The 22,791-nt window shown below is 45.0% G+C and carries 25 protein-coding genes, 1 pseudogene and 1 riboswitch; of the genes and pseudogenes, 16 read left to right on the top strand and 10 right to left on the bottom strand.

Annotated features, from left to right (window positions below):
• Window positions 1-6: 6 nt before the first annotated feature.
• Window positions 7-783 carry an alpha/beta hydrolase gene (locus NLX67_RS07670; RefSeq protein WP_256519698.1) on the top strand — a complete coding sequence of 259 codons (777 nt, stop codon included), beginning with the start codon at window positions 7-9 and terminating at the stop codon, window positions 781-783.
• A 55-nt stretch (window positions 784-838) separates the two neighbouring features.
• On the opposite strand, the gene NLX67_RS07665 is transcribed toward NLX67_RS07670, so the two are convergent.
• The gene (locus NLX67_RS07665; protein ID WP_046179357.1) at window positions 839-1,219 is read right to left on the bottom strand and encodes a ferritin-like domain-containing protein; all 381 of its coding nucleotides are present in this window, start codon (window positions 1,217-1,219) and stop codon (window positions 839-841) included.
• 112 nt (window positions 1,220-1,331) lie between these two features.
• Here NLX67_RS07665 and NLX67_RS07660 point away from each other — a divergent pair, with 112 nt between their 5' ends.
• Both NLX67_RS07660 and NLX67_RS07655 read left to right on the top strand, forming a co-directional pair.
• Complete coding sequence (locus NLX67_RS07660) at window positions 1,332-2,336, top strand: zinc-binding dehydrogenase (protein WP_254311058.1); 1,005 nt, start codon at window positions 1,332-1,334, stop codon at window positions 2,334-2,336.
• Window positions 2,333-2,491 carry a hypothetical protein gene (locus tag NLX67_RS07655; protein WP_254311056.1) on the top strand — a complete coding sequence of 53 codons (159 nt, stop codon included), beginning with the start codon at window positions 2,333-2,335 and terminating at the stop codon, window positions 2,489-2,491. The genes NLX67_RS07660 and NLX67_RS07655 overlap by 4 nt, the downstream gene beginning before the upstream one ends.
• 11 nt (window positions 2,492-2,502) lie before the next feature.
• Here NLX67_RS07655 and NLX67_RS07650 read toward each other — a convergent pair whose 3' ends face one another.
• Both NLX67_RS07650 and NLX67_RS07645 read right to left on the bottom strand, forming a co-directional pair.
• A complete protein-coding gene (locus tag NLX67_RS07650; protein ID WP_254311055.1) occupies window positions 2,503-3,066 on the bottom strand; it encodes a DUF3267 domain-containing protein in 564 nt (187 codons plus the stop codon).
• Between the two features lie 51 nt (window positions 3,067-3,117).
• Window positions 3,118-4,074: a DMT family transporter gene (locus NLX67_RS07645; RefSeq protein ID WP_254311053.1), complete on the bottom strand. Its 957-nt coding sequence runs from the start codon at window positions 4,072-4,074 to the stop codon at window positions 3,118-3,120.
• 122 nt (window positions 4,075-4,196) lie between these two features.
• On the opposite strand from NLX67_RS07645, the gene NLX67_RS07640 reads away from it, so the two are divergent.
• The 9 genes from NLX67_RS07640 (at window position 4,197) to NLX67_RS07600 (ending at window position 13,368) form a co-directional block, all read left to right on the top strand.
• Window positions 4,197-5,189 carry a zinc-binding dehydrogenase gene (locus NLX67_RS07640; RefSeq protein ID WP_254311051.1) on the top strand — a complete coding sequence of 331 codons (993 nt, stop codon included), beginning with the start codon at window positions 4,197-4,199 and terminating at the stop codon, window positions 5,187-5,189.
• Window positions 5,190-5,235: 46 nt separating this feature from the next.
• A riboswitch (TPP riboswitch) is annotated at window positions 5,236-5,341 on the top strand.
• Window positions 5,342-5,418: 77 nt separating this feature from the next.
• Complete coding sequence (locus tag NLX67_RS07635; RefSeq protein ID WP_254311049.1) at window positions 5,419-6,699, top strand: acetylornithine deacetylase; 1,281 nt, start codon at window positions 5,419-5,421, stop codon at window positions 6,697-6,699.
• A gap of 1 nt (window position 6,700) precedes the next feature.
• Entirely contained in the window at window positions 6,701-7,375 is a 675-nt protein-coding gene (gene tenA, locus NLX67_RS07630) for a thiaminase II (protein WP_046179363.1), read from the top strand.
• On the top strand, window positions 7,368-8,132 hold the full coding sequence (locus tag NLX67_RS07625; protein ID WP_046179364.1) for an ABC transporter ATP-binding protein: 765 nt from the start codon (window positions 7,368-7,370) through the stop codon (window positions 8,130-8,132). Before tenA ends, NLX67_RS07625 begins: the two co-directional genes overlap by 8 nt.
• Window positions 8,132-8,875, top strand: coding sequence for an ABC transporter permease (locus NLX67_RS07620; protein ID WP_046179365.1), 744 nt, complete (start codon window positions 8,132-8,134; stop codon window positions 8,873-8,875). Before NLX67_RS07625 ends, NLX67_RS07620 begins: the two co-directional genes overlap by 1 nt.
• Window positions 8,872-9,882 (top strand): ABC transporter substrate-binding protein, encoded by a 1,011-nt coding sequence (locus tag NLX67_RS07615; RefSeq protein ID WP_254311047.1) that lies wholly within the window; start codon window positions 8,872-8,874, stop codon window positions 9,880-9,882. Before NLX67_RS07620 ends, NLX67_RS07615 begins: the two co-directional genes overlap by 4 nt.
• A gap of 87 nt (window positions 9,883-9,969) precedes the next feature.
• Window positions 9,970-10,863 (top strand): acyl-ACP desaturase, encoded by an 894-nt coding sequence (locus tag NLX67_RS07610; protein WP_046179367.1) that lies wholly within the window; start codon window positions 9,970-9,972, stop codon window positions 10,861-10,863.
• Window positions 10,864-11,038: 175 nt separating this feature from the next.
• On the top strand, window positions 11,039-11,968 hold the full coding sequence (locus NLX67_RS07605) for an AEC family transporter (protein WP_254311046.1): 930 nt from the start codon (window positions 11,039-11,041) through the stop codon (window positions 11,966-11,968).
• Window positions 11,969-12,036: 68 nt separating this feature from the next.
• Window positions 12,037-13,368, top strand: coding sequence for a DUF2252 domain-containing protein (locus NLX67_RS07600; RefSeq protein WP_254311044.1), 1,332 nt, complete (start codon window positions 12,037-12,039; stop codon window positions 13,366-13,368).
• A gap of 30 nt (window positions 13,369-13,398) precedes the next feature.
• On the opposite strand, the gene NLX67_RS07595 is transcribed toward NLX67_RS07600, so the two are convergent.
• The 4 genes from NLX67_RS07595 to argJ form a co-directional block, all read right to left on the bottom strand.
• A complete protein-coding gene (locus NLX67_RS07595; protein WP_254311042.1) occupies window positions 13,399-13,713 on the bottom strand; it encodes a DMT family transporter in 315 nt (104 codons plus the stop codon).
• A complete protein-coding gene (locus tag NLX67_RS07590) occupies window positions 13,710-14,045 on the bottom strand; it encodes a DMT family transporter (RefSeq protein WP_254311040.1) in 336 nt (111 codons plus the stop codon). Before NLX67_RS07590 ends, NLX67_RS07595 begins: the two co-directional genes overlap by 4 nt.
• Window positions 14,045-14,578, bottom strand: coding sequence for a TetR/AcrR family transcriptional regulator (locus NLX67_RS07585; RefSeq protein WP_254311039.1), 534 nt, complete (start codon window positions 14,576-14,578; stop codon window positions 14,045-14,047). The genes NLX67_RS07590 and NLX67_RS07585 overlap by 1 nt, the downstream gene beginning before the upstream one ends.
• Window positions 14,579-14,667: 89 nt before the next feature.
• A complete protein-coding gene (argJ, locus tag NLX67_RS07580; RefSeq protein WP_254311038.1) occupies window positions 14,668-15,816 on the bottom strand; it encodes a bifunctional glutamate N-acetyltransferase/amino-acid acetyltransferase ArgJ in 1,149 nt (382 codons plus the stop codon).
• Window positions 15,817-15,985: 169 nt separating this feature from the next.
• Between argJ and NLX67_RS07575 the strand changes: the two genes are divergently transcribed.
• Both NLX67_RS07575 and NLX67_RS07570 read left to right on the top strand, forming a co-directional pair.
• Complete coding sequence (locus NLX67_RS07575) at window positions 15,986-16,444, top strand: N-acetyltransferase (protein ID WP_254311036.1); 459 nt, start codon at window positions 15,986-15,988, stop codon at window positions 16,442-16,444.
• A 122-nt stretch (window positions 16,445-16,566) separates the two neighbouring features.
• A pseudogene (locus NLX67_RS07570) lies at window positions 16,567-18,024 on the top strand (alpha-amylase); the annotation flags it as partial.
• A 302-nt stretch (window positions 18,025-18,326) separates the two neighbouring features.
• Here the strand turns inward: NLX67_RS07570 and NLX67_RS07565 are convergent.
• From NLX67_RS07565 to NLX67_RS07555, 3 genes are all read right to left on the bottom strand, one after another.
• On the bottom strand, window positions 18,327-19,973 hold the full coding sequence (locus NLX67_RS07565; protein WP_046179374.1) for a glutamine--tRNA ligase/YqeY domain fusion protein: 1,647 nt from the start codon (window positions 19,971-19,973) through the stop codon (window positions 18,327-18,329).
• 220 nt (window positions 19,974-20,193) lie between these two features.
• Complete coding sequence (locus NLX67_RS07560; RefSeq protein ID WP_156153995.1) at window positions 20,194-20,337, bottom strand: hypothetical protein; 144 nt, start codon at window positions 20,335-20,337, stop codon at window positions 20,194-20,196.
• A 114-nt stretch (window positions 20,338-20,451) separates the two neighbouring features.
• Entirely contained in the window at window positions 20,452-20,781 is a 330-nt protein-coding gene (locus tag NLX67_RS07555) for a DUF948 domain-containing protein (RefSeq protein WP_254311034.1), read from the bottom strand.
• A gap of 116 nt (window positions 20,782-20,897) precedes the next feature.
• Here NLX67_RS07555 and NLX67_RS07550 point away from each other — a divergent pair, with 116 nt between their 5' ends.
• Entirely contained in the window at window positions 20,898-22,133 is a 1,236-nt protein-coding gene (locus tag NLX67_RS07550; RefSeq protein ID WP_254311032.1) for a DUF2254 domain-containing protein, read from the top strand.
• Entirely contained in the window at window positions 22,087-22,707 is a 621-nt protein-coding gene (locus tag NLX67_RS07545; RefSeq protein WP_254311030.1) for a DNA-3-methyladenine glycosylase, read from the top strand. Before NLX67_RS07550 ends, NLX67_RS07545 begins: the two co-directional genes overlap by 47 nt.
• Window positions 22,708-22,791 lie beyond the last annotated feature (84 nt).

Here is a 22,791-nt window from a genome sequence, read left to right as displayed (position 1 = left end):
AATTTTATGATTCGACTGTGGGAAAAAGAAGCACCTTTTCAGATTGAAGAGGAGGAAGCACCATATATGACGGCTTATCCGGCTGGAACAGAAACGGCGCCCGCGATGCTGATTTTTCCAGGCGGAAGCTATCGAAGACGGGCCGCTCATGAAGGAGAGCCTGTCGCAAAATGGTTAAACAGTCTGGGCATTCATGCGTTTGTCGTTCATTATCGGGTTGCACCGTATAAGCATCCCGTGCCGCTTTTAGATGCATCGCGTGCGATTCGTATGATCCGGCAACAGGCAGAAAAATGGAATGTGGACGAAAAGAAGGTTGGTGTACTCGGCTTTTCGGCAGGCGGGCATCTTGCCTCAACACTTGCCACGAAATATGACCATGGAATCAGCAGTGCGGCGGATCAGATCGAACAACAATCATCCCGGCCGGATGTCATCGTGTTAGGGTACCCGGTCGTTACATTTGGGGAGCATCGCCATGAGGGGTCTATGGAAAACTTACTCGGTCTCGGTTCCTCGGGCGAGCAGCGTTTATTTTTATCTAATGAACGGCACGTAACGAAAGACACACCACCCGCATTTCTTTGGCATACAGCGGAAGATGAACCGGTTCCGGTTGAAAACAGCCTTTTATTTGCTGGTGCTTTAAGCCGTGCTGGTGTCCCATTTGACCTGCACGTTTTTCAAAGCGGCCGCCACGGTCTCGGTCTCGCATCTGATCATTCGGAAGCTTTTTTATGGACGGCTGTGTGTGAGAAGTGGCTGAGAAAACAAGGATTTTAACGTGTTTTTTCCGCCGATAATGCAATGCGGGAGTATAAAAGGGAACAAGCTGTCATTATAAAAACGATAAAAACCAGACGGCATGCCGCTGTTCATCCGCTGCTGCACGGTTGAATACTTTTTTTATATATGGAAGGTGAGAAGAATCTGCTATTTGCCGGTAAAATTCAGACGTTTCCTGCTCATCTTGAAACGATAAAAGAACGCCTTGTTTAAAGATTTTTGGACAAGGTTTATTCATTTTAGGAGATGGAGCAGATCCGGTTAATGCATGATAAAGAGCGGAGAATGCTTCAAAATGCTGCAGTTCATCTTCGCGAATGGCCAAAATCCGTTTTTTCGCTGAAGGGTTTGTCGCTAGATTGGCAAGCTTTTCATACCAATGAATGGCCGTATACTCTCCATTTATCGCTTTTGTGAGCTGCTCAGTCATCATAGAGAACACGTCCTTTTCTACATAGTAGTGCTATATCATATGCATGCTGTCGTTTTCTTGTTAAAATGGACGGGTAAATGGATGAGAAACGTCAGACAAAGGGGGAAAAACAATGAAAGCCATTTTATTGAAAGAAACAGGCGGTCCGGACATGGCAAAGTACACAGAGGTGGAAAAACCAGTTCCGAGCAGCTGGGAAATCGTCGTAAAGCTGAAAAACGCATCATTAAATCGGCGTGACGTGTTTATAACATATGGGATGTACCCGGGCATAAAACTGCCCTCCATTCTTGGGGCGGATGGAGCAGGCGTCGTTGAATCAGTTGGAGACGGAGTGGAGAGTCTTTGCCAAGGCGATGAGGTCGTTATCAATCCAGCTCTTCAATGGGGGGATGATATTCGGTTTAGCAGCTCTAAATTTCATACTCTGGGTATGCCAACCGATGGTACATATGCAGAATACGTGAAAATATCATGTGAAAATGTGTATAAAAAGCCACCCTATTTAACATGGTCCGAAGCAGCGGCGATTCCGCTTTCTGCTTTAACGGCTTACCGGGCTCTTATTACGCGCGGCGAGTTAACAAAAGGAGAGACTGTATTTATTCCGGGTATTGGGAGTGGTGTTGCGCTATTTGCCCTGCAAATTGCTGTCGCAAAAGGAGCTCATGTTTTTGTTTCATCAAGCAGCGATGGGAAAATTGAACGGGCGAAAGAAATGGGCGCGGCCGGCGGCATGAACTATAGGGCAGATGGCTGGGTAAAAGCACTAAAGAGCGAAATGGGTGGCGCCGACGTCATCATTGATGGGATCGGCGGCGAAACATTTAAAGACTTAGTTCAGCTCGCGAATCCAGGCGGAAGAATCGTCAACTTTGGTGCAACGGCCGGACCGGTGCCGGAGCTTGTACTGCCGCGTGTTTTTTTCAAGCACCTTGATATACGCGGAACGACAATGGGCAGCCCGCAGGAATTTGCGGATATGCTGACGTTGTTTGAACAGCACGAAATCCGTCCAGTTATCGATAAGCAGTTTCCGCTTGAGGATGCCGTTTCAGCCCTCAAGTATATGGAAGACGGCGACTCGTTCGGCAAAATTGTGCTGAATATTGAATGAAAAAGTGGACAGCCTTTTTAACAACAGCTTCTATTGCGAAAGCAATAGGTATCTTTCAGGGAAGCGGCCTCGCTTTTTTACCTGGAACCGATAGGTGTTTTAGAAAAGCAGCAAGGGGATATTCCGGTAAAAAATTTAATTTTTCTACAATCTGAGTGGGCGCTTCCTAATAAGGAACGTCCACTTTTTCATTAAAGACATACAAAACTGGCTCATGAAGGTGATCCAAAACAAACGCATTTTTTTTAGCCCGACGCAGCTGACGGTACATCGAAAAGTCGCCGACCGCTCCACCGATTAAAAAAGCGGATGTAATCATTAAAACAGCACTATTCAGCCAAATTCCCGCGATGAACGGAAGCAGGCCTGTTACCCAGAAAGGAAGGAGCAGCGCTCTTTTCATAGCAGAAACGGGCAGTATTTTTTTCGTGCCCGCATACGCAATGCCAAGTTCCCGGTTAATTCCATAAACGAGGTCCCTTCTTCTGCATTTCCCCCAAACTATAAAACCGATCAAGTGGAATATCTCATGCAGAACAATTAAAAGGATATACAAAATTGCCCACAAAACAAATCCCCACAATGAAAAAGAAAAGCCGCTTTCTAAATGGAGAAACGCCATAAGAAAGGCCCCGATGAATACAGAGGTGAGCGTGAGAACAATTGCCCAGATATGAATACTTTTCATGTTTAATGTAATGACCTGGTCCGGTTCACGAGGAAGATTCATCGAAGTCACCCTTTCATTCCGGTTTTTGACGCACACATTGAACGATGCCGCTTAAGCTACATGTTCACGTTTTCCACGCTCCTTCAATTTTTTCGTATACCAGCTGTGCAGGATCATGCCGATAATAATCAGCACAATACCGCTGGATGCAATTAGACCTGGAAACGCCGCACTGAAAAGCAGCACTTCACCGATCAAAGTAACCAATACCTGCGCGGACTGGGTCGCTTCAACAGACGCAAGCTGACCTGGATTGTGGCGGGATCGGTCAGTTGCGATAAAAAAGAGTGTTGTCGCAATAACACCAGATGACAAACTAACGATAAACGTCTGAACCAGCTGGCTTGATGACGGCGGTCCATCCATCGCCCATCCGAACGCGCTAATGAGAAGCCAAAATGGCAGACTGGCGATAATCATGCCAAGGATGCGTGAAAACGTATCAAGCCGCCCACCGCACAGCTCCATCATCTTCCGGTTGCCGAGCGGATACGCACAAGCCGCGATCAGCACCGGCAAGATACCGGTCATAAAGGCGGACGTTGTCAAGCCATCTGATTTTTCGAATTGAAGCAATGTAACACCAATCAAAATGACACAGGAAATCGCTAACGCGCCGAGCGGAATTTTATGACGGATCACCTGCCCGTTTATTTTCTCCGTAAACAGCGGCGTTAAGAGAACACCGGCGACAATCGTTAGCTGCCACGTGCCGCCGACAACCCAGCCCGGTCCGGATGCCGCTGCATACGTAATCGGAGCATAAAAAAGCACAAATCCGAAAAAGCTCCACACAACCCATGCAATAGGATTGCGCTTCATTTCTGTAAATAGTGGCCGCAGTCTGCCGCGCATGGCAACAATGATCGCAAAAAACGGCACCATAAAGAAAAAACGAAGGGAGGCACTCCACATCCAGCTGCCGCCCGACAGCTCCATCGAACGATTTAAGATAAAGGTTACTGCAAAAAACACCGAAGCTAAAATGCCAATGGCTATTTCTTTCATAAAGCGCCTCCTTCCCGGTATCTGTCCCCTAATTCGTTAATATGTCCATGCGCTGGGTGACAGGCACCATTATATGTATGTTAAAATCATATCATACTGACAAAAAACAAGGGGGAATTTCGATGAAGGCGATTGTGCATGAAGGAGCCGCCGGACTTAGCGGTGTTTCTTGCCGTGAAATAGAGGAAGCGGTACCAAAACAAGGGGAGGTGCGGATTCGGTTAAAAGCAGCGGGGCTGAATCATCGCGATTTGTTTGTACTGCACCGTCATCAAGAGAATGAGCCGCCGCTTGTGATCGGATCAGATGGCGCGGGTATCGTGGATGAAGTCGGCGCGGGTGTAACATCGGTTAAAGTGGGAGACGAAGTGATCATCAACCCGGGACTTGGCTGGTCGGAAAAAAGCGATGCGCCGCCTGCTGGATTTGAGATTGTTGGCTTGCCGTTTCACGGAACATTTGCAGAATCAATCATTGTGCCCGAAGAAAATGCGGTACTGAAGCCGCAACACTTGTCATGGGAAGAAGCAGGCGCCTTGTCACTTGCCGCTTTAACGGCATACCGCGCACTATTTACAAGAGGCAATGTTAAACCTGGCATGACGGTATTAATTCCAGGCATCGGCAGCGGAGTAGCGACGTTTTTGCTTCAATTTGCAAAAGCAGCAGGTGCTGCTGTGTACGTCACGTCACGTTCGGAAGAAAAGCGCCAAAAAGCGCTGGAAATCGGCGCGGACAAAGCCATTGATTCAGCGGGCAGCTGGACTGAAGCGCTCGGCGGAGAAAAAGTCGATCTTGTTATTGAATCTGTCGGTGCGGCGACATTTAATCAGTCGCTTGAGCAGTTGAAAACTGGCGGTACCATTGTTACGTTTGGTGCGTCGGCCGGGGATGAGGTGATGATTAATTTACGAACCTTCTTTTATGGCCAGTTTAACATGCACGGCTCAACGCTCGGCAGCGGTGAAGAACTGAATGAAATGCTTCAGTTTATCGAAAAACATGAACTACATCCTATTATGGACCGGACGTATACACTTGATCAATTTGAAGAAGCCTTTACAAGAATGGAAAAAGCCGAGCAGATCGGGAAAATTGCATTTTCTATTGAATGAAACGCTTTAGTGTGATAAAACTAGTAACAAGATCAAATTAAATAGGAATCACCGCTGGGGGTGCCCGTAATGGGGCTGAGAGAGGCGAGCTGCCTTAACCCTTATAACTTGAACCGGTTTGAACCGGCGTAAGGAAGAGGTGTTTTGACGTTTTACTTCAATTTGTCATGACAGCCGTTTCTTCCTTGCGAAGAAATGGCTTTTTTACGTTTTAGAAAGGAAGGCTGCTATGACCACGATCACACAATTACATACACAAATTGATAAGAGGAAAGATGAACTTATTGATTTATTGAAAACATTGATTTCATTTAAAACGCCGGCACCGCCTGCCCGTAATACGGAAGAAGCCCAGCAGTTTGTTGCTGCTTTTTTGCGTGAAAAAGGCTTCGCAATTGATAAATGGGATGTATATCCGGGAGATCCGAATGTCGTTGGTACATTAAAAGGAACAGACAGTGCCGTGTATAAAAGTTTAATTATAAATGGCCACATGGACGTGGCGGAAGTGAGCGCGGATGAGAAATGGGACGCCGATCCATTCATGCCGATTATTAAAGAGAATGCTGTAGTCGGGCGTGGCGCAGCAGACATGAAGGGGGGTCTCGCCGGCGCTTTATTTGCGATTCAGCTTCTCCATGAGGCGGGTATTGGACTGCCGGGTGATTTGATTTTTCAATCTGTCATTGGTGAAGAAGTCGGCGAAGCGGGCACCCTTCAATGCTGCAAAAAGAGCTACAGCGCCGATTTTGCCCTCGTCGTTGATACGAGTGATCTGCATATTCAAGGCCAGGGCGGTGTCATTACTGGGTGGATCACACTAAAAAGCGATAAGACATTTCATGATGCGACGCGCCGGCAAATGATTCATGCAGGCGGCAAGCTGCTAGGTGCAAGTGCCATTGAAAAAATGACAAAAATTATTCATGGCCTGCAGGAGCTTGAGCGGCATTGGGCGGTCATGAAAAGTTATCCTGGATTTCCGCCGGGAACAACAACGATCAATCCAGCAGTGATTGAAGGTGGACGTCACGCCGCTTTTATTGCCGATGAATGCCGCCTTTGGATTACGGTCCATTTTTATCCGAATGAAACATATGAAAGTGTGGCAAAAGAAGTAGAAGAATTTATCGGAAATATAGCAAAAGGCGACTTGTGGATGCAGGAAAATCCGCCACAGTTTGAGTGGGGCGGCACGTCCATGATCGAAGACCGCGGAGAAATTTTCCCATCGTTTGAAGTGGATCCTGATCATGCGGCCGTTCACACATTGATGGACATACACAGCAGGGTGCTAAAAGAAAAGCCAATACTTGACGTGTCACCATCCGTAACTGATGGAGGATGGCTGGCGGATGCCGGCATTCCAACCGCAATTTACGGACCCGGCAAGCTGCATCATGCCCATGCGGTTAATGAGCAGCTCGATATCGATGAACTCGTTCAATACACGAAAGTGATGGTTTCCTTTATATACAATTGGACGCACCAAAAGAAAGGAGACCAGTGACATGAAATTCAGCGATCAGCTAAAAGAAAAATGTCTGCCGATCTGGCAGCAAAACCATTATCACCCGTTCGTAAAAGGAATGGCGGACGGCACGCTCGATCCGGAAAAATTCCGTTTTTATATGGTGCAGGATTACTTGTATTTAATTCAATATGCAAAAGTATTTGCGCTTGGCGCCGTTAAAGCGGACGACATAGCGACAATGGGCAAATTTGCAGCGCTGCTGGACGGAACACTCAATGAAGAAATGGCACTGCACCGGCAGTATGCGGCCCGGTTCGGCATCACAGAAGAAGAGCTTGAGCAGGCGAAGCCGTCACCGATCACACTTGCGTATACGCACTATATGCTGCACGCCGCTCAGAACGGGACACTTGCGGATGTCGTTGCGGCTGTTTTGCCTTGTGCCTGGAGCTATTGGGAAATTGGCAAAGAATTAAGTAAGCGGCCGGGTGCTGCGGATCATGAGTTGTACGGTGAATGGATTCAAATGTACGCCTCGGAAGAATTCGGCCAGCTTGCAAAGTGGTGCATCGAGTTGATGGACGAGCACGCGGCTGGAAAATCGGACAAAGAACGCGAACGGTTAGAAGAGATTTTCTTAAATACGACCCGGTTTGAGTACATGTTCTGGGAAATGGCGTACAACGGGGAAATGTGGCCGATTAATGCGTAAGCCAGTGCTTGAGTTTCAAGATGTGTCGTTTTCATACGGCGGCAAAAAGCCAATTCTCGACCATTTAAATGTAACGGTTTACGAACGGGAGTTTGTCACGATTATCGGCGCAAGCGGCTCCGGAAAAAGTACGCTGTTTCGCTTAATTACCGGTCTCGAAACGGAGGAACACGGACGAATACGGATAAATAGTGAGCAGCCCAAAAACCGCCACGGCCGCACCGGCTATATGCCGCAGCAGGATTTATTAATGCCGTGGCGAACGGTGCTCGAAAATGCTGCAGTTCCACTTGAGCTTGCGGGAGTGAGTAAAAAAGAGTCATCTATCCGTATTTTACCGCTTTTGAATGAATTTGGACTAAACGGTGCAGAACATAAGTATCCGTCTGAGCTGTCCGGCGGCATGAAGCAGCGAGTGTCCTTTTTACGTTCGATTTTAACAGGATCCAATATTCTGCTTTTGGATGAGCCGTTTAGTGCGCTTGATGCCATTACGCGGCTGTCGATGCAGGAGTGGCTGCTGGACCAGTGGGAAAAACGGGAAAAATCAATTTTGTTTATTACGCACGATGTGAACGAAGCACTGTTTTTATCCGACCGGATTTTCGTTTTTCAGGATACACCGGTACGCACACTTCAGGAAGTCGTTGTGCCACTTGGCCGTCCAAGATCGCTGCGTGATTTAAATGATCCGGCCGTGATGGAACTGAAAGACAAGCTTATTGATCAATTGCGGGGCGGGGTGAAGAGATTGTGATGAAAAAATATGGACCCGCCGTGCTTATTGTCATTTTCCTGTTTGGATTATGGGAATTGGCTTCCCGTTTCGTAAACTTGTCGTTTATTTTTCCGCCGCCATCTGGCGTCGCGATCCGGTTTTGGGAACTGCGGGAAACACTTCTTTTTGACCATTTGCCATCCACGCTTGCCATCATTTTAATCGGTCTTGCGATATCGATTGTGCTCGGTGTGGCACTTGCCGTCTGGATGGCGGTTAGTGAAACAGCGGAACGGGCTTTTTATCCGCTTGTCATTTCATCACAAATGATTCCGACCATTGCGCTTGCGCCGATTTTTATTATGTTTTTTGGCTATGGGATTTGGAGTAAGGTCGTTGTGACCGTTCTGATTACGTTTTTTCCGATCACTGTCAATACATTTGACGGGTTGAAATCAAGCAGCAAAGAGCTGCGGGAATTAATGCTGACGATGGGCGGAACGAAAAAAGATATCTTTTTAAAAGTGCAGGTACCTTCTGCGAAACCGCACTTTTATTCCGGCTTAAAAGTAGCCGTTACACTAAGTGTGATCGGCGCGGCGATTGGGGAATGGCTTGGTGCCCAGGCGGGACTTGGATACTTCAGCCGCCGGATGATGACTCAATTTGACGGCGCGGCCGTTTTTGCGCCAATTGTTCTGTTATCTGCTGTCGGTATTGTTTTATTTTTACTTGTGAAGGTACTTGAAAAACGATCAATGAAATGGAGGAATAAAGAATGAAAAAATGGACAGCAGGTATTCTTGCGGCAATGATGCTCGCAGGGTGCGGGGCAAGTGAAGAAGAAACACAGACAGAAACAGCAGGGGGCGGCGATCAAGAGCTGCAGGACGTCAGCATTATGCTCGACTGGTATCCGAATGCAGTACACAGCTTTTTATATGTAGCAGAGGAAAAAGGCTATTTTGAAGATGAAGGCATTAATCTTGATATTCAATTTCCGGCGAATGCGACCGATCCGATTGCGATGGCCGCGTCTGATCAAGTCACGCTTGCGATTACATACCAACCGGATGTAATCGTAGCAAGTACGGAACAAAATGTAGGCGTGAAGTCCGTTGGCGCGATTGTGCGTGAGCCGTTAAACCGCGTCGTATCACTTGCTGAAAGCAACATTCAGTCACCAAAAGATTTAGAAGGCAAAACGGTCGGCTATACGGGTATTCCACTCAATGAATCCATTGTCAAAACAATGGTGGAACAAGATGGAGGAGACCCATCGAAAGTAGAATTGATTGACGTCGGTTTTGAATTAAATGCAGCGTTGATCAGCAAAAAAGCAGATGCCGTTGTCGGTGCGTATATTAACCACGAAGTGCCACTTTTAGAGTTTGAAGGGTACAAGACCGCCAATTTTGATTTAACCAAATACGGTGTGCCATCGTTTTATGAATTAATTACGGTCACAAGCGACAAAACGTGGGAAGAAAACCCAGAACTCATCCAAGCGTTCTGGCGCGCGGCAGGGAAAGGCTTTGACGATGTGAAAGCGAACCCAGATGAGGCCCTTGATATTTTGATGGCGAATCAGGAAGCCGAAAACTTCCCGCTTGAAGAAGAAGTAGAAAAAGAGAGCATGGATATTTTATTGCCGTTAATGGATTCAGAGCAAGGCTTTGGCTACCAGGAAGAGCAGCCATGGGCAGATACAGCCAAATGGATGAAAGAGACAGGCTTAATTGAAAAGGATCCGAAAATCGACGAACTGTTCGTCAATATGCCGGAATGAGAAAGGAACTGCCCCAAAATTTGGGCAGTTTTTGCTGTTATCGTGTACAATGTAAAGATAGGCAGGATGTAAAGGAGAGGGATACACTTGTTAACAAATGATCTCGATTTTCGACTAGAGCCAAGACTGAAAGTCTTATACGATGAACATAAAACACGTTCTGCTAAAATTGACTGGGGCTACCATGAATTTTTGCCATGGGACAAAGCGCAGGATTTCCGCCGCGTGCCTTGGGATCCGTCGCAGGTTACATTGCCGCCGAACGTTGTCACGGCAATTGAAACCGCTCTTTTGACTGAAGTGAATCTGCCTTGGTTTACGTCGCATCTTGCGCAGACGTTTAAAGGCTCGCTTTCTATCGTTAAAGATTTTGTTTATACGTGGACTGCAGAAGAAGATCAGCATTCAAACTTACTTGAAACGTATTTGCTCATTACACGCAGTGTTGATCCAAATCGGCTGCATGAGCTTCATAAAATGACCGTTGAAAACGGCTGGGAGCCTGATTTCCACACACCGTTTGAAACGATGGTGTACACGTCGATGCAGGAGCTTGCGACCATGGTGTTTTACAACAATGTCGCCAAAGAAGCGAATAAGCACGATCCGGATCTGGGCAAAATTTTACGCCGTCTCGCTAAAGACGAAACGCTTCATTATGCTTTTTACCGTGACGTGATCAAGTTTCATTTAGAGCTTGAGCCAAATTACTGCTACCATCTCGGGCACGTTATTAAAAACTTCCAGATGCCGGGTGCCGTTATGCCGGATTTTGAAAATCGGATGGCGATTATTGCAAAAGAGGCAAACTATGGACCGCTGGAATATTTTGATCAAGTGCTTGATGTTATTATTAAGTATTGGGATATTGAAAATCTTCGTCCAATTGCGCCAGAAGCAGAAAAGGCCCGTCTGGACATTTTAAATTACCATGCCCGGATGAAACGGGTAAAAGAACGGTTTATGCGTTCACAAAAGTAATTCACTCATGGATAATATGAATAAAAAGGATAAAATGATAACAATCTGTTCGGAAAAGGGATGCTGTGTTACGATTATTTCATCCCCTGATGTGAACAGAAGTGTTTCACATCCCCAGGGAAAACGAAGCGCCGCGCTTCGTTTTCTTTTTTTATTTATTGGAGGCGTTTACAAGATGGCAGTCTTCACAAATGTGCTTATTCAAATTATTCTTCCTATGTTTTTGCTTATTGCAGCCGGCGCTTTTTTGCACCGGAAATATACATTGCACATGCCGACATTATCACAGCTGACCATTAATTTCTTTTTGCCGATGGTGTGCTTTGTGAATATATATGAAACAGAGTTATCGGGTACAACCGCTGTTATCATTTTTGTTTATTTGCTGCTGTTTAATGGACTGTTAATTGCGGCAGCCATGCTCATCTCCAAGATGGCAGGGTTTGAGCGGAAATTATCATCCAGCTTTCAAAACAGCGCCGTTTTAAGCAATTCAGGCAATTATGGTCTTCCGGTAAGCGGTCTTGTGTTTGCCGCAAATCCGCTTGGCTTATCTGTTCAAATTATTATTTCGATTTTTCAAAATCTGCTGACGTATACGTGGGGGTTTTACAACTCTGTTTCCGCTTCGGCCGATAATGAGAACGTGCTGAAAAAAGTACTCAAGCTGCCGGTGCTTCATGCCCTTGTATTAGCTGTTGTGTTAAAAGCAGCCGGCATCAAAATCCCATTCTTTTTATGGTCACCAATCGAAAATTCATCAAATGCTTTTTTAGCGGTAGCTCTTATTACGCTTGGCGCACAATGTGCTTATATGAAAATCACATCTGTTTCTAAGCCGCTCATACTTGCCGTTTCAACCAGGCTGCTGCTTTCACCGGCGATCGGTCTGCTCGTCATTTTCCTGCTGGATGTTCAAGGGACGCTCGCCCAGGCGATGTTTATTGCCAGTTCGTTTCCTACATCACGAAATAGTGCGCTTTTGGCACTTGAATACGATAATTATCCAGAATTTGCGTCACAGGCCGTTATTGTTACCACTGTGCTCAGCAGTGTAACAGTGGCATTGGTCATTTATTTGGCAAAAATATGGTTCCCGTTGTAAGCGCCGTTTTTTCTAAACCGCGCTCTTTTTTGTTGTGGTAAAATGTAAAGGACGAGGGAGGGATATGGATGATTGAAAACTGGATGGCAGAAGTACAGAAAACGCGCCGCGCGCTTCGTTCAAATATATTAGAGACGGTGCTGAATGAATTTGACTCACGGATCACCGGCCTGAGTCATGATAAACGCAAGAATAAATACAGGCAAATGGCGGAAAATCCATTTCGATTTTTCCGGGGCAGCGCGTATTTATTTTATTATGATGTAACAAAAATCCCATTTTCATTTCATACACCGGACGATAAACCGACGTGGATTCAAGGTGATATGCACGTGGAGAACTTTGGTGCGTTTCAAAATAGTGAAGGGGATATTGTATACGATGCCAACGATTTTGACGAAGGCTACATGGGTTCGTACGTATACGATTTACTTCGCATGACTGTCAGTATTGCACTTTACTGTGAACAGTACGGCTTTGGTGACGCAGAGGAACGCATGCGTGTATTTCTTGAAGCTTATTATAAGCAGCTGAAAAAGTTTGTAAAAGGAAAAGAAGACCCAATCACCCTTTTTTACACGGAGCACAACACGAAAGGTCCAATCCGCAAAGTGCTGAAAAAACTTGAAAAACGTGATTCAAAGCGGCTATTGGAACAATGGACAGTAAAAGAAGACAGTACACGGACGTTTGACCTTTCAGAAGAACTCACACCGGTTACACAAAAAGAGCAGGAGAAGATCGAAGCGGTCTGGCATGCTTATATAAGAAGCTTGGATGATGCAGACCGGAAAAAGAGCGAATTTTATGAAATAAAGCATATTGTGCGCAGGCATGGTTCCGGTACGGCTTCGATCGGTCTCGACCGCTATTACATTTTAATAGAAGGTAAGCAGGAATGCATAGAGCAGCTTGATGACTTGATTTTGGAAATGAAAGAAGTTCGTGCACCCGTACCGGCTTATTTTATGCCGTATAATGAAGAATTTTGGCTGAAATACAGCCATCAAGGTGAACGTGTGGTCACGACCCAAAAAGCGATGCATCACTACGATGACCCATTGTTAGGTTATGTCACGATCGACAACCGGCATTTTTACGTACGGGAACGGTCGCCATACAAAAAGCGGATCAAGCCGGAAGATATTGAAAACGAAAAAGAGTTCGATAAAGTACTCGACGTCTTTGGCGGCATTGCGGCGAAGATCCACGCCCGCGCTGATGTAGACATCGCACATTCACTCTTAGACTATCATAGTGAAGAAGAGATTTTAAATGCGATTGGCGAAGATTTTGATGCGTTTTCTGAACAGCTCGTTTTTATGTCAATGGCGTACAAAGAACGTGTTAAACAAGATTACGTGCTGTTTTGCGGCTGGCTGAATACAAAATTTACGTAAGGAAAAAACTGCCGAGTGGGGCAGTTTTTTTCATGGAACAAGTTTTAAGCCGATCACAGCGGCGATAATCATGGCAATAAATAAAAGCCGCTTGGCGTCACGCGATTCATTGTAAACAATCATGCCGACGAGTGCGCTGCCGACGGTACCGATGCCTGTCCAGACGCTGTACGCGGTGCCCATAGGCAGCGACGTCATCGCGATAGATAGGAAAAGAAAACTTAGTCCGAAGCCGCCGGTTAGCATAACCCAGGAGCGGATATTTTTCTGCTGATTGACCATCGTCATGCCGGCAACACCCACTACTTCTAAAAGACCTGCTGCGATTAAGAGAGTCCATGTCATGATGCCGCCACATCCTTTTCATACGTCACCATTTTCAAGCCAGTGATGCCAGTAAGAAGAAGCACGATAAGCGCCACTTTCATCCAGCTGAACGGTTCGCCAAACACGGTCATATCGAGCAAAACCGTTCCGGCGGTACCAAGGCCAACGAAAGCCGCATACACGGTAGTGGCTGGCAGCTTTTTGGAGCAAAAAATGAGCAGACCAAAGCTGACGGCAATCGCCACGGCTGTTCCGAGCCATTCAAAAAGCGAATCAGCATGTTTTAATCCCGCAGCCCATCCGACTTCAAAAAATCCCGCTAAAAGTACGAGAAACCATTTCGTATTCATTACTTTTCCTGTCCTTTCAAAAACTGCTGCTCGTAAACCCGCCATGCCACATCCAGCCGTTTCTCCGACTTCTTCCGGGTACCATAGCATAGTTCAACAAACAAGCTGTCTAAAATAATCGTATACATAACCGCTGCATCATCCGCCTGATCAGGAGGCAATTTCAACAATGCCCTCACTTTGCTTTCAAGAGCGTCAAGATACGCCTCGTACTGTTGAAGAATGTTTTCTTTTAAAAAGTCAGGCGGAAAAAAAGAACTCGTTAAGAAAAAGCGGAAAAGTGAATCTTCATCGTAAAGAAAAAGGTACGATTCAAGCAGTCCATATAAATTATTTGTTTCCTCTAATCGTTTCATTTCAGCATTAAATGCATCGTGAAGCATATATTCAAATAGATGATCCTTGCTTTTATAATGCGCATAAATAGACGGTTTTTTTATGCCAACTTTTTCACTTATTTGGGCAAGAGACGTTCCTGCATAGCCGTGCTCGGCGAAAAGTGAAGCGGCCGCTTGTTTAATCATTTCTTTCATTTTTATCCCTTCCTAACGTTCGTTAGTTTAAATGATAACATAAAGGGATGAAAAACAAAAACTCCCGCCTATAAAAGGCGGAAGAGGTATTATGTTGTATATTCACCATTAATTTTTACATAATCATACGATAAATCACAGCCCCAGACGGTTGCGGCACCTGCGCCATTTCCGAGCGAGATTTTAATAAGCACCTCATCTGTTTTCAAGTATTCTTCAAGCTCTGCCCGTTTGTCTTCTGTCGGCGACCCATCTTTAAACACATAAACGTCCGCAAATGAAACAGAAACAGAAGTGGTATCAACCGCGTCTTCTGAATTTCCGATCGTCGACATAATCCGTCCCCAGTTCGGGTCTTCTCCAAAAATAGCCGTTTTCACAAGCGGCGAGTTAATAATCGACTTGCCTATTTTTTTCGCTGCTGCATCGCTGTCGGCTCCTGATACTTGCACTTCAATGAGCTTCGTGGCGCCTTCGCCGTCACGGGCAATTTCTTTGGCAAGTTCAATACAAAGATCGGTTAAAACGGATTCGAATTCGACTAAGTCCACATCGCCCGCCAAACCGTTTGCGAGCATAGCGACTGTGTCGCTTGTGCTTGTATCACCGTCAACAGAAACGCTGTTAAACGAAACATTGACTGCTTTTTTTAGCATTTTGTTTAAATCAGCCGCTTCTATTTTTGCATCCGTTAGAATATAGCTAAGCATCGTCGCCATGTTAGGCTCAATCATGCCTGAACCTTTCGCCATCGCGGCAATCGTGATATTCCCGATCGTGCGTGTCCGGAATTTTGGGTATGTGTCCGTTGTCATAATCGCCTTTGCTGACTGTTCAAGCCCATCTGCTTTCAGCTGTCCTTTTAAGCCAGGAACAGCAGAGACGATTTTCTCAATGGGCAGCGAAACACCGATGACACCAGTTGAAGAAGGGAGAACGTCAGCTGAGTTGATGCCAAGTTCAGCAGCAACGGTTTCTGTCATCGTTCGGGCATCTTGAAGCCCTTTATCACCGGTTGCGACATTTGCGTTTTTGCTGTTGACGGCAATTGCCTGCAAATAGCCGTCTGCCACATGCTCTTTTCCAACCACAATCGGTGCGCCGCAAAATTGGTTTTTTGTAAACATGGCCGCAGCCGAAGCGCGAACATCAGAGTAAATAATCGTGAAGTCAAGTGTGTCATCTTTTATTCCTGCATTGATCGAGCACGATGTAAATCCTTTTGGAAAATGAGTCAAAGAAAATCCCCCTAGCGTTTATTTCGATGTTTTTATTATACAACGAGATATTGATAAACGTGAAGAATATTTGAATAATTATTCAAATAAAATGAATATAACATCTTGACATATAAATGAAAATCAGTAAGATAGAAAGATAGCATAGGAACAGAAAGGGTGAGAAATCATGATCGAAGTACGCAAAGCGGTGCTGGCTGACGTGGAGCAAGTATTTGAACTCGTGAATCATTATGCAAATGAAGGGCTGATGCTGCCGCGAACGAAAGATTCGCTCGTTTTAAACTTGCAGTCTATTTTTGTTGCAGAGGAGGAAGGAGAGATTCTTGGCATTGCCAGCCTGGCGATACTTGGTCATGATCTCGCTGAAATTCGTTCGCTCGGTGTGAAAGAAAATGCGAAAGGACGCGGCATTGGAAAAATGCTAGTTGAACGAGTGGTAGAAGAGACGAAGTTAATCGGTATTCCCAAACTCATTTCGCTTACGTATCAAGTTGTTTTTTTCGAAAAATGCGGGTTTGAAGTTATTCAAAAAACAGAAATGCCGCAAAAAGTGTGGACAGATTGTATTCACTGTCCGAAATTTCCGAGTTGTGATGAAATCGCAATGGCGATTCAAACAGCGTAAAGAAAATCGGCCGCCTCTCGCCGGGCCGCCGGTTTATTTTCATTTGACTGATCATTTTTTATGAAATTAGGGTATAAAGAGTTTATACAGTTTTTCACAAGCAGATGACAGGAGAGATGAAAATGGAACGAAATCGTACAATGATGCAATTTTTTGAATGGCATTTGCCGGCAGATCAAAAGCACTGGGCAAGACTGGAAGAGCGAGCAAAAGAATTAAAAGATGCGGGCATCGGTGCCGTATGGGTTCCACCGGTGACGAAAGGGCAGTCTGCCGAGGATACTGGTTACGGCGTGTACGACTTATTTGATCTCGGTGAATTTGATCAAAAAGGCACGATTCCAACAAAATATGGAACAAAAGAAGAGCTTGAAGATGCCATTAAAGCCTGTCATGATGCGGGCATTCACGTATATGTCGATGTTGTGATGAATCATAAAGCAGGAGCAGATGAAACAGAAAGATTCGCAGTCGTTGAAGTGGATGAAAATGACCGTAAAAAGGTGATTTCAGAAGAACCATTTGAAATTGAAGGTTGGACTAAGTTTACATTTCCTGGCCGTAAAGGCAAATATTCAGATTTCCACTGGCGTTTTCAGCACTTTAATGGAACAGATTACGATGCGAAAGAAGACCGGACTGGCATTTTCCGTATCGAGGGTGAATATAAAAATTGGAATGATAATGTTGATGATGAATTTGGCAATTACGATTATTTGATGTTTGCCAATATTGACTACCGTCATCCAAGAGTGCGTGAAGAAGTGATTAAATGGGGCAAATGGATGGCAGAAACGCTGGACTGTGATGGTTATCGTTTGGATGCTATTAAACATATTGACCACAACTTTGTGAATGAATTTACAAAAGAAGTAGAAGGTGAACGGGGAGACGACTTCTTTTTTGTTGGTGAATTTTGGGTGGCGGATTTGGAACCATGTGCAAATATGATTGAAGAAACTGATGGCCGCATTCACTTGTTCGATGTGCCCCTTAAATATAATTTATATAGTGCTTCTCAAGAAGGAGCAAAATACGACTTAACGAAAATCTTTGAAGGAACAGTCGTGGAAAATTATCCGCAAAATGCTGTTACATTCGTTGATAACCACGATACGCAGCCAGGAGAATCATTAGAATCGTTTTTGGCAGATTGGTTTAAGCAAAGTGCCTATGCATTAACACTGCTTCGCAAAGATGGCTATCCGTGTGTGTTTTATGGGGATTATTACGGCATTGGCGGTGACAACCCGGTCGATGCAAAAAAAGAAGCGATTGATCCGCTGCTGTACAGCCGTCTGCATAAAGCGTATGGTGACCAGGATGATTATTTTGACCATCCAAATACAATCGGCTGGGTACGCCGGGGTGTGGAAGAGATTGAGCGTTCAGGCTGTGCAGTTGTTATTAACAACAGTGAGGAAGGCGGAGAGAAGCACATGTGCGTCGGCGAAGAACGTGCCGGTGAAAAATGGGTGGATATGCTGAATTCCCGCGATGAAATTATTGAAATTGGCAAAGACGGTTGTGCAACTTTTCCTGTTAATGCGGGATCGGTTTCTGTTTGGGCACTTCCAGAAGTTGATGTAGAAGAACCAGATAAGGGAGAAGATCGAAAGCAGGAATTAATGCAGGAATTGATGCTGGAAGTAAAGCAAGAATTAAAAGAGGAAGTAAAACAAGAATTAAAAGAGGAAATAAAAGAAGAATTAGAGCAGGAAATAAAAGAAGAGTTAGGACAGGAAACAACGAAAGAAGCAAAAAAGGAAACAAAGAAAGAAGTGAAGAAAGAACTAAAGAAAGAAGAAGCGAAAAAAAAGAATGAAGAGTAAAACGTAAAAGAAAAGGCAGCTCTCGACGTAGGCGAGAGCTGCTTTTTTTGTTATAAACGAAATGAGCTTTTTAATGAAACAATCTGGTTAAAAACTGGTTTGCCAGGCTCTGAATGTTTCGGATCAACGTTAAAGTAGCCATGGCGGAAAAACTGTAATTTTTCCTGCGCATCAATGTCTTTTAAATTTGGCTCGATGAACCCATTTAATGTTTCTAAAGACTTTTCATTCACGTAATCTAAGAACGTTTTCTCTTCGTCTTCTTCTTCGCTGTCCAAGATAAGCGGCTCGTATAAACGAAATTCGGCAGGAACCGCGTGTAGGGCATCTACCCAGTGAATCGTTCCTTTTACTTTTCGCTCATTAAAGTCTGATCCACTTTTCGTCCGGGGATCGTACGTGCAATGGATTTCAACTACATTTCCTTCTTCATCTTTAATGAAATCTTCACATTTCACAAAGTAAGCATGTTTTAAGCGCACTTCATTGCCAGGGAAAAGACGGAAATATTTTTTTGGAGGCTCTTCCATAAAGTCTTCCTGTTCGATATAAATCTCACGTGAAAATGGAATTTTACGCAAGCCCATTTCCGGATTTTCCGGATTCACTTCCGCATCCAGCCACTCTACTTGACCCTCTGGATAGTTCGTAATGACAAGCTTTAGCGGACGAAGCACACCCATCGTACGCGGCGCTTTCAGTTTCAAATCTTCACGGACAAAATGGTCAAGCATTGCTGAATCAACAACACCAGAACCTTTTGAGACACCCGTTTCTTTGACGAATTCACGAATGGCTTCCGCTGTAAAACCGCGGCGGCGCATACCGGAAATCGTCGGAAGACGTGGATCATCCCAGCCGTCTACATGCTGCTCATCAACAAGCTGCTTTAGCTTCCGTTTACTCATTACAGTGTTGGTAATATTTAAACGGCCAAATTCGATTTGCTGCGGCTGCATCTCCATTTCGCATTCGCGGACAACCCATTCATAAAGCGGCCGATGGTCTTCAAATTCTGTCGTGCACAGAGAATGTGTTACGCCTTCAATTGCATCCTCAAGCGGGTGGGCAAAGTCATACATCGGGTAAATGCACCATGTATCACCTGTATTATGATGAGACGTATGAGACACACGGTATAAAACCGGATCGCGCAAATTTAAATTTGGTGATGTCATATCGATTTTCGCACGAAGCACTTTCGTCCCATCCGCGAATTGACCGTTTTTCATCTGTTCAAACAAATGAACGTTTTCTTCGACAGAACGGCTCCGGTGTGGACTTTCTTTGCCCGGTTCTGTTAATGTGCCGCGATATTCGCGAATTTCGTCAGCAGATAAATCATCGACATAAGCAAGCCCTTTTTTGATAAGAAGTACAGCACGCTTATACATTTCATCAAAGTAATTGGAGGCATAGTGAAGAGCGTCCCACTCATAGCCGAGCCAGGTGACATCTTCTTTAATGGAATCAACATATTCCTGGTCCTCTTTTAATGGGTTTGTATCGTCAAAACGCAAGTTTGTTTTGCCTCCAAAATCGTCCGCAAGCCCGAAGTTGATGACAATTGATTTTGCGTGTCCAATGTGGAGATAACCGTTCGGTTCAGGCGGAAAGCGGGTAATAACATGATCCCGTTTGCCTGTTTCTAAATCTTGCTTAATAATCGTTCGAATAAAATTAGATGATTGTTCCAAGGTGATATCAGCCTTTCTCTGTTAAGGTCATGTATGTTTATTATATTTCACTGACCGCGTGAAAGAAAGGGCTGGACACTATTCTTTCACTTTTGCGGTAAATTTGTCGAACCGTTCTGTCATTACGCCTTCCATTCTTGTCAGCAGGCGCACGATTATAATGGCAGCAAGGGAAAGCGCCAATCCTGGAATCAACTCATATAAAAGATCGGCATAAAAGTCAGCTGCTCATATCCGATACACTGGCAGAAAGCGCCGTTAAAGCAAGATCTAACCCACGGTCTCTGAGCATATAGTCTGTTAAAGCAGCCGGTTTTTTATTCGCAAACGATCCACTAAACAGCATGGCGGCCATGTGAATCACAAATCATCCATTAAGATATCCTTTCTGTTTTTTGAGCGTAACGGTACCCATTAGAAAGAAATGTAACAAAAAGCTTTCCGGCGTGGAGCCGAAAAGCCTTTTGTTCCTATCATATTAAGCTTTTGCCATTTTTTTATTTTTTCTTGAAGGAGCGGCTGTTTTCGCCAAAAATTTCGCGTTTTGCGGAAGTTGCTTCGCTTCATTAACAGTCAATGTAACCGCTTGTTTCGCATGATCAACATCTGCCATAATATGCTCCTGATGAACCTTTAATTCATCCGTTTCCGTTTTAATTTTACCTGTTTCAGTTTGAATACGCTGCTGTGCCGTTTTTAAATGATCCATTTTCGGTTTCATTGATTTAAATGTTTTAAAAGCCGAAATTCCGAGAAAAATAAGTGCACCGACAACAATAGCAAGACTAAGCCATCCAATCCATTCCATAAAAAAACCTCCTGAAAATTCAATGCTTTTTTCTACTTTACCCTGAATCGAAGGAAAAGTAACAGAAAACGTTTTGGAAAACAGCCAAAACGGAAAAAGAAAGGAGAGGTGATCGTATGTTAAAGGAACGGACGAAACTGAAGCTGTCCCGCCATATTTGGATCGTGCCGGGGATCTACAGCATCGGAGCTCTGCTGCTGGCCAGTTTGGTCATTTGGATTGATATATTTCATTATGAAACGGTGAAAAAAGTTGTCCCAAACCGGTTGTTGACGAGCACGTCATTAACGAAAACGATTCTTGGCTCCATCGCTGGCTCGCTGCTGACGATGACATCGATTACGTTCTCAACGCTCATGGTTGTGTTAACTACCTATTCAGGCCAATTTTCACCGCGTATTTTGCAGAATTTTATTCATGATAAAGTGACACTCCGGGTGCTCGGTGTGTTTATGGGCGGATTTGTTTATTCGATGTTTTCATTGCTCTTTATTCGCGAAGTGAACAATGACGATCCAGTTATTTCCGCAGCAGTCGGAGTGTTTATCGCCTTTACCTGCCTGGTTTTCTTCGCCCATTTCCTGCAGCATGTCGCAAATTCCATTCAAGTAACAAAATTGATTGCCCGTCTTGGGGATGAAGCAGTAGAAGCGATTGAGAAAATCGAAATGTCGGGTGAACGTGTAGGTGTACGGCCCGATGTGCTGAAAGTGGAACCGGATCTGCTCATTTCTGGAAAAAGAGGGTATATACAGTTGTACGAAACAGAAAAGCTTTTGGCGATCGCCGAAAAAAATGAATGTGTCATTGAATTGATCGAGCCGATTGGCGCGTTTGTCACGAAAAAAACTCCGATTGTAAAGCTGTATCGAAGGCATTCGTTTTCTGAAGATGTTCGTGAATATATAAAGGTCGGGGAAGAGCGGATACATGTACAGGATGTAGAATTTGCGATCCAAAAGCTGGCTGAAATTACACTTCGGGCTTTGGCGCCGGGGGCTAATGATCCAAATACGGCAATCGAAGGTATTCGTCATATTGGAATGGCGCTTGAAGAAGCGAGTCGTCTGGACGGAAAGTATGTCGTTTTTCGAGATCGGCTGATCGTTCCGCAGCGGCCGTTTGAAGATATTCTGTACGAAACGTTTTACGAAATTTGTTATTCAGGGCGGGATCGCGTCTCGGTGCTTCTAGCTGTTTTTGATGCACTGCAAATGATCTCACGTGATAATACCCCGGCAATTGGAGAAAAGGTCCGCCATTTCGGTGACTATGTCCGGGCAAAAGTAGAGGAGGATATTTTAAATGAGACAGACCGGCGAAAGATTACCGAACGATTCGAACAGCTATAAGCCGGTTGGCGAAGCTTTTTTTAAATTGCCGACACTCACACTGGCGCGCAATTTACTTGGATGTCTTCTTGTAAAGGAAACGGAAGAGGGCATTGCTTCCGGTTATATTGTGGAAACGGAAGCATACCGGGGACCGCTTGATCAGGCTGCTCACAGCTATAACAACAGACGGACGAAGCGTACTGAAGTGATGTTTGCAGAAGCAGGCCGTGTGTACACATATTTAATGCATACACATTGCCTAGTCAACGTCGTCAGCGGGGAAGCAGGAGTGCCGGAAGCCATACTTATCCGGGCGGTTGAACCGTGTGACGGAATTGATTTGATGATTGAGCGACGGGGCAGCATGACGATGAAAAATTTAACGAGCGGTCCAGGCAAGCTGACGAAAGCACTCGGTATTCATATGACTGATTATGGCAGACGATTTGATGAGCCGCCTATATATATTGCGCCAGGGTTTGCGCCCGAAAAAATTGTAACAGGTCCCCGGATTGGTATTCCAAATAGCGGCGAAGCAAAAAACTACCCGTGGCGGTTTTGGGTAGCCGGCAATCCGTACGTATCGAAATAAAAAGCAGCGGCTGCTCAGCCTAGCCGCTGCTTTCAGAGTGTAAACAAATAAGTATTTCTTTGCTCTCTACAGTGAAAGGAAGAG

Source organism: Domibacillus sp. A3M-37 (assembly GCF_024213455.1).
Classification (GTDB): Bacteria; Bacillota; Bacilli; order Bacillales; family Domibacillaceae; genus Domibacillus; species Domibacillus tundrae.
This window is presented reverse-complemented; position numbering and strand designations above follow the sequence as displayed.

Excerpts from the sequence above, each read along its gene's own strand:
- NLX67_RS07670 (WP_256519698.1), top strand. The coding sequence starts at position 7 with ATGATTCGACTGTGGGAAAAAGAAGCACCTTTTCAGATTGAAGAGGAG.
- NLX67_RS07665 (WP_046179357.1), bottom strand. The coding sequence starts at position 1,219 with ATGATGACTGAGCAGCTCACAAAAGCGATAAATGGAGAGTATACGGCC.
- NLX67_RS07660 (WP_254311058.1), top strand. The coding sequence starts at position 1,332 with ATGAAAGCCATTTTATTGAAAGAAACAGGCGGTCCGGACATGGCAAAG.
- NLX67_RS07655 (WP_254311056.1), top strand. The coding sequence starts at position 2,333 with ATGAAAAAGTGGACAGCCTTTTTAACAACAGCTTCTATTGCGAAAGCA.
- NLX67_RS07650 (WP_254311055.1), bottom strand. The coding sequence starts at position 3,066 with ATGAATCTTCCTCGTGAACCGGACCAGGTCATTACATTAAACATGAAA.
- NLX67_RS07645 (WP_254311053.1), bottom strand. The coding sequence starts at position 4,074 with ATGAAAGAAATAGCCATTGGCATTTTAGCTTCGGTGTTTTTTGCAGTA.
- NLX67_RS07640 (WP_254311051.1), top strand. The coding sequence starts at position 4,197 with ATGAAGGCGATTGTGCATGAAGGAGCCGCCGGACTTAGCGGTGTTTCT.
- NLX67_RS07635 (WP_254311049.1), top strand. The coding sequence starts at position 5,419 with ATGACCACGATCACACAATTACATACACAAATTGATAAGAGGAAAGAT.
- tenA (WP_046179363.1), top strand. The coding sequence starts at position 6,701 with ATGAAATTCAGCGATCAGCTAAAAGAAAAATGTCTGCCGATCTGGCAG.
- NLX67_RS07625 (WP_046179364.1), top strand. The coding sequence starts at position 7,368 with ATGCGTAAGCCAGTGCTTGAGTTTCAAGATGTGTCGTTTTCATACGGC.
- NLX67_RS07620 (WP_046179365.1), top strand. The coding sequence starts at position 8,132 with ATGAAAAAATATGGACCCGCCGTGCTTATTGTCATTTTCCTGTTTGGA.
- NLX67_RS07615 (WP_254311047.1), top strand. The coding sequence starts at position 8,872 with ATGAAAAAATGGACAGCAGGTATTCTTGCGGCAATGATGCTCGCAGGG.
- NLX67_RS07605 (WP_254311046.1), top strand. The coding sequence starts at position 11,039 with ATGGCAGTCTTCACAAATGTGCTTATTCAAATTATTCTTCCTATGTTT.
- NLX67_RS07600 (WP_254311044.1), top strand. The coding sequence starts at position 12,037 with ATGATTGAAAACTGGATGGCAGAAGTACAGAAAACGCGCCGCGCGCTT.
- NLX67_RS07595 (WP_254311042.1), bottom strand. The coding sequence starts at position 13,713 with ATGACATGGACTCTCTTAATCGCAGCAGGTCTTTTAGAAGTAGTGGGT.
- NLX67_RS07590 (WP_254311040.1), bottom strand. The coding sequence starts at position 14,045 with ATGAATACGAAATGGTTTCTCGTACTTTTAGCGGGATTTTTTGAAGTC.
- NLX67_RS07585 (WP_254311039.1), bottom strand. The coding sequence starts at position 14,578 with ATGAAAGAAATGATTAAACAAGCGGCCGCTTCACTTTTCGCCGAGCAC.
- NLX67_RS07575 (WP_254311036.1), top strand. The coding sequence starts at position 15,986 with ATGATCGAAGTACGCAAAGCGGTGCTGGCTGACGTGGAGCAAGTATTT.
- NLX67_RS07555 (WP_254311034.1), bottom strand. The coding sequence starts at position 20,781 with ATGGAATGGATTGGATGGCTTAGTCTTGCTATTGTTGTCGGTGCACTT.
- NLX67_RS07550 (WP_254311032.1), top strand. The coding sequence starts at position 20,898 with ATGTTAAAGGAACGGACGAAACTGAAGCTGTCCCGCCATATTTGGATC.
- NLX67_RS07545 (WP_254311030.1), top strand. The coding sequence starts at position 22,087 with ATGAGACAGACCGGCGAAAGATTACCGAACGATTCGAACAGCTATAAG.